This window comes from Xanthomonas hawaiiensis (assembly GCF_031834635.1).
GTDB lineage: Bacteria > Pseudomonadota > Gammaproteobacteria > Xanthomonadales > Xanthomonadaceae > Xanthomonas_A > Xanthomonas_A sacchari.
The window spans coordinates 2,376,319-2,390,540 of sequence record NZ_CP115873.1 but is presented as its reverse complement, the minus strand read 5'-3'; the positions used below and the strand labels follow the sequence as shown (position 1 = coordinate 2,390,540).

The 14,222-nt window shown below is 59.2% G+C and carries 1 protein-coding gene; it reads left to right on the top strand.

What is annotated here, in order from left to right:
• Window positions 1-38: 38 nt before the first annotated feature.
• Complete coding sequence (locus tag PG878_RS10355; RefSeq protein ID WP_311186040.1) at window positions 39-14,210, top strand: non-ribosomal peptide synthase/polyketide synthase; 14,172 nt, start codon at window positions 39-41, stop codon at window positions 14,208-14,210.
• Window positions 14,211-14,222: the final 12 nt, after the last annotated feature.

Below are 14,222 nucleotides of genomic sequence, written 5' to 3'. Positions count from 1 at the left end.
CTGCGCGGCGCGAATGTCTTCAAGGAACGGAACAACCGATGGCACACGTTGAATACAGCACGGTTTACGACCAAACCATTCCGCTGTCATTCGCCCAGCAGCGAATGTGGTTCACCTACCAGTTGGAGGGTCGCTCATCGATCTACAACATGCCGTTCGCGCTGCGGATCGAAGGCGACGTAGACGCGTCGGCGATGAGAACCGCGCTCAACGATCTCGTGGTACGCCACGAAAGCTTACGCACAGTGATTGGCGACGGAGGCGGAGTTGGAGAACAGCGAGTACTCGCCCACGGCGAACTAGACGTTTGGTTCGCCCTGCGCGATGTCGACGAAGCTGATCTGCACACCGCGATGATTGAAGAAAGCGGTTACGCCTTTGCGCTTGAATGCGAACTGCCGATCCGAGCGACGCTTTACCGTCTGGACAGCGGCGCGCACGTGCTGTTGATCGTGCTTCACCACATCGCTTGTGATGGTTGGTCGCTGGCACCGCTGACGCGAGATCTGATCGACGCCTACATCGTTCGGGTAAACGGCGGCACACTGGATTGGGCACCGCTTCCGGTGCAATACGCCGACTACGCGCTGTGGCAGCGCGAGACCCTGGGCGACGAAGACGATCCCGGTAGTCTCGTTGCGCAGCTAGCAGACTATTGGCGCCGCCAGCTTGCTGATTTGCCGGAACGCACCAATCTGCCCATGGACCGTTCACATCCTGCGATACCCACTCATCGCGGCGACGCCGTCTTCTTCACTATCGAAAGCCATCTGCATCAACGCATTCACGAACTGGCGCGCGCGTACCAGGCGACGCCCTTCATGGTGTTGCACACAGCCGTCGCGACGCTGCTGCACAAACATGGTGCGGGCGACGACATCGTAGTCGGCAGCCCCATTGCAGGCCGTACCGACGAATCGCTGCATGAGCTTATCGGCTTTTTCGTCAACAACCTCGTGCTAAGAACTGACCTGTCGGGTAATCCGAGCTTCGCTGAGGTGCTGTCCCGCGTCCGAGACACCGACCTCGCCGCCTTCGAACATCAGGATATGCCATTTGAGCGCCTGGTTGAAATATTGAATCCAACGCGTTCGCTGGCGCATCAGCCATTGTTCCAAACCACCATCGTTGTTCAGAACAACGCGAGCGCCGATATCATCTCACCAGATCTTTCAGTGAGACCAGAGCCGATATGGATGATCAACGCTAAGAACGATCTGTATTTCACTTTTTTGGAAGAGGAAGAGGATGGGAAAAAAGCCTTCCTAGCCTCAATCGACTACGCCTGCGACCTGTTCGACCGCACCTCGGTCGAGGGGCTTGCGGATCGTTTAGTAAGGCTGCTCGATGCCATGCTGGAAGATCCTAGCCGCAAGCTAGATAGCGTTGAACTTCTTACCAAGGACGAGCGCAAGCAGGTCCTATGCGAGTGGAACGCAACCGAGCGGGAGATGCCGCGGGAAGGCTTCGCGGCCTTGTTTGAGCGCTGGGTAGTTGAAACGCCAGACGCAGCAGCAATCGCCTTCGGAGACGAGGTCATCAGCTACCGCGATCTGGATGCTCGTGCTAACAAGCTAGCCCATTACTTGCACGACCTAGGCGTCGGTCCAGAGTCCCTCGTTGGTCTATGCGTCGAACGCTCGCACCTTTTTCCTATCGGCATGCTCGGAATTCTCAAGGCCGGCGCCGCATACTTACCGATCGATCCAGACTATCCAGACGAACGCATCGCGTGGATGCTCAACGATGCAATGACCCCTGTCATCGTCAGTGAATCCCGAGTGCTGGACCGACTACCCTCGCACTGGGCTCAGCTGATCGAGCTAGACACAGATGAAGAGATCTTTGCGGAATATCCAGACACCGCACCTCCTCGAGAGACTGGGCTCGACAATCTCAGCTATGTGATCTACACCTCTGGCTCTACCGGCACGCCGAAGGGCGTCATGCTGAGCCAACGCGGTATCGCGAGCCTTGCGGCTAGCCAGATTGCATGCTTTGCGGTGATGCCTGGTTCGCGAGTGCTGCAGTTCGCCTCACCCAGTTTCGATGCGGCGTTCTGGGAATGCTGCATGGCGCTGCTTTCCGGTTCCTGCCTCGTGCTCGCGCACGCGGATGCTCTGGCACCGGGCGATGCACTGCTCGACACACTGCGCCGCCATCGCGTCACTCATGTGACTCTGCCACCTGCCGCGCTACCGGTAATGGCGCCTGACTATCTGCCCGACTGTACTCATCTCATTGTCGCAGGCGACAGTTGTCAGCCGGCTCAAGTCCAGCGCTGGTCGCGCGACCGGCATATGTTCAATGCCTACGGCCCGACGGAAACCACGGTTTGCGCAACTATCGGTAACCCCCTGCACGGCCATATGGCGCCACCGATCGGCCGCCCTATCTACAACGCCCGGGTCTACGTCCTGGATGCCGCACTGCGTCCAGTACCAGTGGGTGTGGTCGGCGAGCTCTATCTAGCAGGTCGCGGCCTAGCCCGTGGCTACCTAAATCGTCCCGGCCTAACCGCCGAACGCTTTATCGCCGATCCGTTTGCGACGAGCGAACGCATGTACCGCAGCGGGGATCTTGCGCGTTGGCGTGCTGACGGGCAACTTGACTTCCTTGGCCGCGTCGACCACCAAATCAAAATTCGCGGCTTTCGTATCGAGCTCGGCGAGATCGATGCCGCGCTAGCACGTTTGCCAGGCGTCGCTCAGTCGACCGTGCTCGCAAAGGAAGATACTAACGCGGACCGGCAGTTGGTCGGCTACGTCGTGCCACACGAAGCCGCTGCGCTGGACCCAGTCTCTCTGCGCCAGGCTTTGGCCGCGTCATTGCCTGATTATATGGTCCCAGCCGCGATCGTGATGCTTGCGGAGATGCCACTCACCTCGAACGGCAAGATTAATCGCAAAGCATTGCCCGCACCTGAGTACCGCGTGCAGAGCCGCATGCCGCGAACGCCCCAAGAAACGGCGCTGGCCATGCTGTTCGCTGAAGTTCTAGGACTCGAACAGGTCGGTATCGATGATAGCTTCTTCGATCTCGGCGGCCATTCGTTACTTGCGACGCGGTTGGTCAACAGGATCCGCAGCAATATGGGCGTGGACGTTCCGATCCGCACCCTGTTCGAGAACTCGTCCGTCGCATCCTTGGCTGAGCACCTCGGAGCCGTTGACGCGGTGCGTTCGCCACTGCGAGCGTTCGTGCGTCCCGAACACGTGCCGGCATCCTATGCCCAACAACGCCTTTGGTTCATCCACGAATTGGAAGGTTCCAGCGGCACCTACAACATCCCCCTCGCATTGCGACTTTCCGGTCGTGTGGATTACGACGCACTGGTCACCGCATTGCACGACCTGCTGATGCGCCACGAGAGCCTGCGTACCGTATTCGCGGAGGTCGACGGCGCAATCGTGCAGCGTATTCTCTCGCTGGAAGATGCCTCGACGGAACTTCACGTCGATGCAGTAGCTGCTGACGCGTGGAATGAGACAGTCGCCCGTCTCGCGGTCTGCGGCTTTGATCTCAGACAGCAACTGCCATTCCGTATGCACTTGTTGTCATCTTCCGCTGAAGACCACGTACTGCTGATCCTAATGCACCACATCGCTAGCGATGGCTGGTCGTTGCCGCCTCTACTGCGCGATTTGGGTTCGGCGTATGCCGCTCGCCGCAACGGCCACGCGCCCGCTTGGGCACCTTTGCCAGTACAGTACGCCGACTACGCGTTGTGGCAACGCGACCTGCTTGGCGACGAAAGTGACGCCTGCAGCAGGGCTGCGCGTCAGGCGGATTACTGGAAGCGCGCGCTCGCGGACATCCCGGAACAGGTCAACCTGCCGTTTGACCGGCCGCGCCCAGCGGTGGCGAGCTACCGTGGCGAAGCTCTGCACTTCTCGGTTAGCACGGAGATCCACCATCGCCTCGCAAAACTCGCACGCGACCGTAACGCGACTCTGTTCATGGTGCTTCACGCAGCGATCGCGCTATTGTTGCAAAAGCTCGGCGCCGGCGACGACATCGTAATCGGCACACCCATCGCCGGCCGTACCGATGAGGCAATGGAGGATCTTGTCGGCTTCTTCGTCAACACCCTAGTATTGCGCGTTGACCTTTCTGGCACGCTCTCATTCTCCGAACTCTTGGACCGGGTCCGCAGTACCGACCTTGCCGCATACGCTCATCAGGACCTGCCATTCGAGCGCTTGGTGGAACTGCTAAACCCGGTGCGGTCGCTCAGTCACCAGCCGCTCTTCCAAGTCATGTTCGACTTGCAGAACGGCATGGACGCCGAGCTTTCGCTACCGGGCCTTTCCCTAAGTCATCACCCTATCGACGTCAAGGCCGTCAAATATGATCTCAATTTCGTATTTGCAGAACAACGTACCGCGACCGGCGAATTCGGAGGTTTGCTCGCCTCGCTGGAATACGCGGCCGATCTATTCGATAAGCGGACAGTTGAACACCTGGCTGCGCGCATGGTCCACATACTCGATGCCATCTCTGCTCGGCCGGACGCAGCGGTCAGCACAGTGGACATACTTGATGCTGACGAACGCAGCCTGCTGCTGGAGGCCTGGAACGACACGGCGCGCGTTCTGGACGCCGAGCCGGTGCCGCAGTTGTTCTCGCGTCAGGCGTTGCGGACACCATCTGCGATCGCGCTCACCTGCGACGAGCGTTCATTCACCTATGCAGAACTCGAAGCGCAGGTAGAACGGCTCGCCCAACGCGTGTTCGCCGCAGGCGCAGGTCCCGAGCGATGCGTCGCCATCGCCCTGCCGCGCTCGCTTGATGCGGTGGTAGCTGTCCTGGCAGTGCTGCGTAGCGGCGCCGCTTACCTGCCGCTCGATCTTGCCTATCCCCCAGATCGTCTCGCCTTTATGCTCGAGGATGCACGGCCGGCGCTGGTGCTGTCAGAGCGCGACGACCATCCGTTTCTCCAACCTCACCACGTCATTTTGCGGCCGTCAGACGACGACGCGTCCGTCGTCATGATGCAGCCACTTCCCCTCCCCGACCCGCGCCATCCGGCCTATATCATTTACACCTCGGGTTCAACCGGCCGTCCCAAGGGCGTGGTCGTGTGCCATGGCAATCTCAGCGACTTCATTTGCTGGGCAGTCGATCACTTCGGCGAACGACTTTCCCGAATGTGGCTGAGCACCTCCTTGTGCTTCGACGTCTCGGTGTTCGAGCTGCTCGCGCCCCTGTGTATGGGCGGCTCGGTTCGTATTGTCGACGATCTGCTGGCGCTGGCGCATGAGCCAGCCGACGCCTTCTCCAGCAGCATGATCAGTACCGTGCCCTCTGCCCTGGCCGCACTGATCGAACAGGGCGTTTCGTTGCACGGCGTACGGGATATCGTCCTCGCCGGTGAAGCGTTCATGCCGTCGCTCGCGGAGCGCATTGCCGGCCAGTGGCCCACCTGTCGGATCGCCAACCTCTACGGCCCCACAGAATCCACCGTTTACGTTACCGGTTGGGACGGCGAGGCCAATATGCTCTCCTCGAGCATCGGGCGTCCGCTCGCGAACGCGCAAGTGTACGCGCTAGACGCTGGTCTGCGGCCTGTGCCCATAGGTGTGCCCGGCGAGTTGTATCTTGCCGGCCTGGGCCTGGCACGCGGCTATCTGCATCGTCCGTCGTTGACCGCTGAACGCTTTGTCGCCAGTCCATTTCACATCGGTAAACGCCTTTACCGGACTGGCGACCTGGTACGCTGGACGCCGCACGGCCATCTGGAGTTCCTTGGTCGCGTAGATCACCAAGTGAAGATCCGCGGCTTTCGCATCGAACTGGGCGAGATCGAAAGCGCCATCGCCAGTCTTCCCGGTGTTGCGATCAGCGTGGCCGGCGCCCGCACCGACCACGCCGGCCACCCGCAACTGTTGGGTTATGCAGTGGCCGAGCAAGGTGCCACGCTGGACCCCGTCTCGATGCGTCGTGCCTTGTCGGCCACCCTGCCCGACTACATGATCCCTGCCGCCATCGTGGTGTTGCCTGCCCTGCCGACTACGCCCAACGGCAAACTGGACCGCAAGGCCCTACCGACACCGAACTTCACCAGCGCTCACCGCCGTGCGCCGCGAACGCCACAGGAGTCGACACTTGCCTCACTTTTCATCGAAGTATTGGGAATACCCGAGGTCAGCATCGACGACAATTTCTTCGATATCGGTGGACATTCCCTACTGGCAACTCGGCTCGTCAGTCGTATTCGAGCGATATTCGGCGTGGAGTTGGCCATCCGGACACTGTTTGAACAGCCGACTATCGCCGGTCTCGCTGAGCACATCCGTCACGGCGCCAATGGCCGTCCGGCGCTGCGTGCACGGCCGCATGCCGAACGTCCAACTCTATCGTATGCACAGCAGCGTCTATGGTTCGTCCAGCAACTTGAAGGTCCCAGTGCTACTTACAACATCCCGCTCGCGTTACGACTGCGTGGCGTGCTCGACGTGCTGGCACTACGATTAGCGCTGGACGATCTGCTCGTGCGACATGAAAGCCTGCGCACGGTGTTTGATAGTACGGAGGGGAATGTGCTGCAGCGCATACTCGTCGTCGACGAGGCGCGGGTGCCTTTCGCTCAGCGCACCGATGCCGGCTGGCACGACGAAGTAGCGCTGGCGACCGCGATCGACGCAGCAGCGACGACCGGTTTCGACCTTTCGACTGATCTGCCGTTGCGCGCCCACCTGCTGCAGCTTGCACCCGATGAACATGTGCTCGTGCTGGTACTGCACCACATCGCTGGCGACGGCTGGTCCCTTGCGCCGCTACTGCGCGATCTGGGGGCCGCCTACGCGGCCCGACGCGATGGCCGCGCACCCGATTGGACCCCGCTGCCCGTGCAATATGCCGACTACGCGCTATGGCAGCGCGAACTGCTCGGCGACGAAAACGACGCCAACAGCCTGCTCGCCCAGCAAGGCGAGTTCTGGAAGCGGACGCTGGACGGCATTCCCGAACAGATCACCCTGCCCACCGACCGATCGCGACCGGCCGTGGCGAGCCACCGCGGCGATGTGATCGAATTCGTGGTGGATGCGCAGACACATGCCCAGCTGGTGGCGCTGGCACGACAACAGAACGCTACCCTGTTCATGGTCATCCATGCCGCATTCGCCCTCCTGCTGCACAAGCTCGGCGCCGGCGACGATGTGGTGATCGGCACGCCGGTCGCCGGACGCACCGACGATGCCCTCGACGATCTGGTTGGCTTCTTCGTCAATACCTTAGTGCTGCGAACAGACCTATCCGGCAATCCGACGTTCCGCGAACTGTTGGCGAGAGTACGCACCGCAGATCTCGCCGCGTATGCGCACCAGGATCTGCCATTTGAGCGCCTGGTGGAACTGATCAACCCCACTCGCTCGCTAAGCCACCAGCCGCTGTTCCAAGTGATGCTCATGCTGCAGAACACAGGCGAAGCTGCGGTACAGATTGAAGGGCTCCAAGTGCAGCCGGTGCCTGTGGGTAAGTCGAGCTCGAAATTCGATCTTCGCATGGCGCTGGTTGAGCAGCGCGGTAACGATGGTAGTGCAGCTGGCATCGCGGCCGAACTTGAGTTCAACCGCGATCTATTCGATGTGCCGACGATACGCGCACTCGCCTGCCGTTTCGCTGGTCTACTGCGAGAGGTCACTAGGACGCCGGATGCGCGCCCGTCCATGGTTTGCCTGCTAGATGACACGGAACTCGACAGCATTCAGCGTTCCTGGAGCGAAACCTCGCAGGCATACACGCCAATGACCTTGCCCGCCCTGTTCGAACTGCAGGTCGCGCGCACGCCTGACGCTCTCGCTGTCATCCACGGATCTCGACACCTCACATACGCGCAGCTCAACAGGCGTGCGAATCGCGTAGCCCACGCGCTGATCCATGCCGGTATCGGCAGCGAACAGATGGTCGCGCTGTCACTACAACGCTCACCGGAACTGGTCGTGGCGTTGCTCGGAATCCTTAAGGCAGGCGCCGTCTATCTTCCCATCGATCCTAGCTATCCTGCCGCACGAATCGCCGCGACACTGGAAGACGCACGACCTTTCTGCGCGATCGTCGATGCCGCCTCACGAGGGGCCCTGCTGGCGCACTACGCGGCGCTCGAATCCACAGCACTGTGGACGCTGCCAGCGCTGGAAGATAGGGCCGACCTCAATGATAACGAGCGCAACCCAGACGATGCCGACCGCGTCCGTCCTCTTGACGTCGGTAACGCGGCATACGTGCTCTACACCTCTGGATCGACAGGTAAGCCAAAAGGCGTATGCGTCCAGCATAGAAGTGTGTCAGCCTACCTTCGCTTTCTCACAAAAAACTACGGCATTGGCCCGGGCGACATCGCGCTAAACCTGACCTCGATCTCGTTCGACCCTTCGATCCGGGATCTGCTTTGCCCACTGGCCTCGGGCGCGGCCGTTGCAATGATCGATGGCGAGATAGCGCAAGATCCTGTTGGTTGCTTACGCGCCATGCACGCCACTGCCGCGACATGCGTGCTCAGCGTGACGCCGAGCATGCTGCATGGGATCGTGGAGGCGCAGGCGACGTTGGCATTGCCACTTGTCCTGCGCCAGTTGCACACGTGTGGCGAGGCACTATCTAGCGGCTTGCTAAGCAGCGCGATAAGCGCATTGGACTGCGAAGTCATCGCAAATCAGTACGGTCCGACCGAGTGCACGATGACTTCGACCTGGAAGGTGTTCCGCAACGACGAATGCCGCAACGGGGCCATAACGATCGGCCGGCCCGTCGCAAATACGCGATTGTACGTACTGGATGGCGGATTGCAGCCGGTGCCACCCGGCGTGCATGGCGAACTGTACATCGGCGGTTACGGCCTCGCCCGCGGCTACTTCAAGCGTGCGGTGGCCACAGCCGAGCGCTTTGTCGCCGACCCATTTGTGGTCGGCCAGCGCATGTATCGTACCGGCGACCTCGTACGTCGCTTGCCAAATGGCGACTTGGATTTACTCGGCCGCGTTGACCAGCAGGTGAAAATCCGTGGCGTGCGTGTCGAACCAGCTGAAACAGAGGCCGCGCTGGCGCGATTGCCGAATGTTGCGCGTGCGGCGGTGATCGCGCATGAAAACAAATCTGGCGATAAGCAATTGGTTGCCTACGTTGTTGCGGAGCCGGGAGCCACGCTCGACGGCGGCGCGCTGCACAGAGCGCTCGCCGCGATCCTGCCTGGCGCATTGGTGCCCGCAGCGGTGATGGTGCTGCCACGTTTGCCGCTGCTGCCGAATGGCAAGCTCGACCGTAAAGAGTTGCCGGCGCCGGACTACAAGCGGCAACAGCCCTGTGCTCCGCGGACTTCGCAGGAAGCCGCGTTGGCTGAGATCTTCGCCGAAGTACTGGAAGTAGCTGATATAGGCGTCGATGACAGCTTCTTTGAACTTGGTGGGCATTCGCTTCTAGCGATGCGCTTGGTCGCGCGCGTCCGCTTAGCATTTGGTGTGGAGCTTGCTATTCGCGACGTGTTCGAGCGTCCAACCATCTCGGCGCTTGCACTGCGCTTGGATTGCGCTTCACGTGTCCGCGCGCGAATAGTCGCTGGATCACGACCACAACATTTGCCGCTGTCATATTCACAACAGCGGCTGTGGTTCATCCACCATCTGGAGGGCATCAGCGGCACATACAACATGCCACTTGCGCTTCGCCTTCACGGAGAACTAGACCGTAAAGCACTGAGACAGGCGCTGAATGATGTGCTATCGCGCCACGAAATTTTGCGTACTGTCTACAGCGAGTTTGAGGGGCTGGCAAAACAGCGGGTGCTGCCAGCGGCGGAGTTCGCTGTCGGCATCGACGAAGTCATGGTCGATGTCTCCAGGTTGACTACGACGTTATCGTCGCTAGCAAGCCAAGGTTTCGACCTTGCGAAAGAGCTGCCGCTTCGGGCATATCTGCTGCGGATCGCCGCAGATGAGAATGTACTCCTGCTGGTCCTGCACCATATCGCCAGTGACGGCTGGTCCCTCGCGCCATTGATTCACGACATAGACCACGCGTATTCAGCGCGATGTGGCAATGCATCGCCAGACTGGGCGCCATTACCGGTGCAATACGCCGACTATGCGTTGTGGCAACGCGAACTTTACGGTAACGAGGGCGAAGAGCGCAGCGAAATCGAGCGCCAAGCAGAATTCTGGCGTACTACACTCGCTGGCTTGCCAACCATTGCGCTGCCAACAGACCATCCGCGTCCGATCATGCCAAGTTATCGTGGCGGCACGGCTCGTATTGTGGTCGAATCACAATTGCATGAACGCCTGAATCAGATCGCCCTCGAAAATAATGCGACGCTCTTCATGGTTCTACATGCAGCGTTTGCACTCTTGCTGCACAAACTCGGCGCAGGCGACGACATTGTCATAGGCACTCCGATCGCCGGGCGTAGTGACGCCGCTCTTGAAGGTTTGGTCGGCTGCTTCTTGAATACGCTGGTGCTACGCACCGATTTGTCCGGACATCCTGGCTTTGCCGAACTAATTCAGCGCGTGCGTGCCACAGATATCGCTGCCTATGCTCACCAGGATCTGCCTTTCGAGAAGCTGGTGGAGACGCTCAATCCTACGCGTTCCCTCAGCCATCAGCCGCTGTTTCAAGTGATGTTCACGCTTCAGAACAACCGCATGCCTGAAGCAAAGATCGGGGATCTACAAATAACGACGGTGCACTTCGACAAACGGCTAGCGAAGTTCGATCTGCGCCTTAGTATGGCCGATCAGTATGACGCAAACGGCGCGCCCGCAGGTATCCTCGGAGAAATTGAGTACAGCCTCGATCTTTTCACCGCCGAAACCGCTTCCGCCATCGCGACGCGCCTGCAACGCCTGCTAGCAAGTTTCGCAATGACCACTGCTGAGCAATCAATCATCAACATCAGCGTCATGGACGCTGAGGAACTGCAGCAACTATGCAAATGGAATAATACTACGCATCCGGTCGAAACGACGACCTTGCCCGCCCTGTTCGAACGGCAGGCGGCTAGGGCCCCGGACGCAGCTGCATTGGTCTTCGAGGGCAGCACGTTGAATTACGCAACGCTGAACGCTCACGCAAACAGACTGGCACACTGCATGATTGCAAACGGCATCGGCCCGGAGAACATAGTCGGGATCGCGCTACCACGCTCGACTGACCTCGTGGTGGCGTTGCTGGCAACACTCAAGACAGGAGCTGCTTATCTACCACTGGATCTGGATTATCCCGCCGAACGCATCGCCCATATGGTGTCGCATGCGGCTCCAAGCTGTGTACTCACACGCAGCGATGTCGCAGCGTGCCTACCCATGGACTGCGGCATTCCACTATGGCACTTCGACGTGGAGTTGGCCGAATTCGGCTCGCAAAATGAGTTGAACCCAACGGACGCGGACCGCATCAACCCATTGTTGGGCGCGCACCCTGCCTATGTCATTTATACCTCTGGTTCGACCGGCCGTCCTAAAGGCGTTGTCATCTGCCATGAGGCGATCGTCAACAGGCTCCAGTGGATGCAGGCCACCTATCCCATCGGGAGCAACGACCGCGTACTACAAAAAACGCCTTCGAGCTTCGATGTCTCGGTATGGGAATTCTTCTGGCCGCTATTAGAGGGTGCAACGCTAGTGCTCGCTCGACCAAGCGGTCACAAAGATCCGTCTTACCTGGCCTCGCTCATCCAGAGCCAGTCTGTGACCACGCTGCATTTCGTGCCGTCAATGCTACAAGCCTTCGTGCAGGAGCCGACGGCGGCCGAATGCACGTCGCTACGCCGCGTGTTCTGCAGCGGCGAGTCTTTGTCTCGCGATACGCAAAGGGCAATGCAGAAACTCCAATCGGTCGAGTTGTACAACCTGTACGGACCGACAGAAGCGGCGGTGGATGTCAGCTACTACGCCTGTTCAATGGTTCAGGATCACGTATCGGTCCCAATCGGAAAGCCCATCTGGAACACACGTCTATATGTCCTGAATGCCGAACTGCAGCCGGTTCCGTCCAATGTTCCGGGCGAGCTCTATATAGGTGGCGTTGCCTTGGCACGTGGCTATCTAGGCTCCCCGGCGTTTACCGCCGAACGTTTCGTCGCCAATCCTTTCGCCATTGGAGAAAGGATGTACCGCACTGGCGACCTTGCGCGAAGGCTGCCCGATGGCAATATCGACTTCCTCGGCCGGGTCGATCATCAAGTTAAGATCCGGGGTTTGCGTATAGAACTTGGCGAGGTCGAGTCGCGCCTCGCAGAGCAAGACGGCGTCGCGCAGGCGGCGGTGGTTGCACGCGCTGATGACCAGGGAACTTCGCGAATCCTTGGATATGTGGTTGGACATCCGAACGCACACATTGAACCAAAACGTTTGCGTGGTGCGCTAGCGGATGTCCTGCCCGACTACATGGTGCCTGCCGCGATTTCCGTGCTTCCGGCCTTACCAATAACACCTAACGGAAAACTCGACAGAAAGGCGCTGCCGGTTCCGTCGCTTGGTGTTCGTTCTGGAAGACCGCCCCAGACCGCGCGCGAAATGCTGCTAGCCGACCTGTTCGCCGAAGTGCTAGGTGTGCGTGACATTAGCGCAGACGACAGCTTTTTCGATCTCGGTGGCGACAGCATCAGGTCCATCCAGCTGGTTAATCTTGCACGCAACGTGTGCTTAGCATTGACACCTCGAGACGTACTGATGTTGCAGAATGTTGCCGCACTCGCAGCCGCCGCACGCCCGCTGACGACACAAAAGGAGAAAGACGACGGCAGTGGCAGTTTTTTGCCCACGCCAATTATGCGCGATCTATTTCTGCGCGGCGGGAGAGATGCGCGTAGCTATCAGAATTTTCTTATCCGATCTCCTGCCAACCTGACGCTGCAGACACTTGAAGCGATAATTCAGGCGCTACTAGACGGGCATGACGTGCTCCGCATGCGAGTACCACATAACGACGCATTTTGCGCTGAAGTGGAGGTGTCTCCGCGCGGAACGATCAAGGCCGCCGAGCGCATCCAGCGCTGCTCTTTGGAAGGCATGGAGATGGAGCAGCGGGAGATGCTGTTGCGCCAGGAGCTACTGAGAGCACAGAAGCGCATCGATCCAAAAAATGCATCGCAGTTTCAGATTGTCTGGTTCGATGAAGGTTATGGGCGTCCAGGCATGCTGCTGCTGTGTTTCCATCATCTTGTGATGGATCCAGTGTCCTGGCGCATACTTCAGGCGGACCTGCCAGTCCTCCATGCGCATGTGATCAAGGGGGTTACGCCATCATTGGACAGCGGCACCTCGTTCCGACGCTGGTCGCAGTACTTGCATGGCGCCGCTGATAGTCCCGAGGTGCAGGCGGAACTGCCTTACTGGAAACACGTATTAGCGGCGCCGGACCCGTTGCTCGGGAAACGCCCACTACGTCGACGCCGGATCGATGGCGATTGCGCATCTCGCCACCTCGATCTCACCTTGTCGCCGAAGCCTACCGCGTCACTGCTATCCCTCGCGAACGTATGCGCCATTAGTATCAATGAATTCTTGGTAACCGCGTTCGCGTTGACTTTGCTTCAATGGCGACTCGAACGCGGCGGTGAAACGTTCTCTGAAGTGAGATTCGATATGGAAGGACACGGCCGTGAGTATGGAAACGACTTGGATTTAACGAGGACCGTCGGCTGGTTTACCAGCATCTACCCGGTCCGCATCGACCTCGGCTCAAAAGAACCAAGGATCGGCGACACTGCGTCGCGTGTAGAAATACTTAAGCGCGTGAGTGCGCAGCTACGGTGTATTCCCCGGAAAGGCTGGGCATACCCGCTGTTACGGCACCTCAGCTCCTATGCATCGGACGCCCTCGATAGTTGCGAGACTTCACAAGTGATCTTCAACTATCTCGGACGTATGGCATTGAGCGAAAGCAGAGATTGGATGTCAATGCCTGAAAGTTCCATGCTGGGGCATCGCGACGCCGATCTCGCTCTGCCATACACCTTGCAACTTATGGCAATCCTGCATGATGGCGAAGATGAGTCTTTAATTACCACACGTATGGTCGCATCAGCCGATCTGCTCAGCGAAGACGATCTATCAATATTAGGCGCGATCTGGACGAGAACGTTACTTTCCTTCGCCGAATGCAATGCGGACATCGAAATCGACTGCAGTGAAGTTAAACAAAATAACGCCACCAATCGAGCGCGCGACCAAAGTGGCCTTCAACCAAACGCTCTGACCATCGACTGACTTAAAGACCGA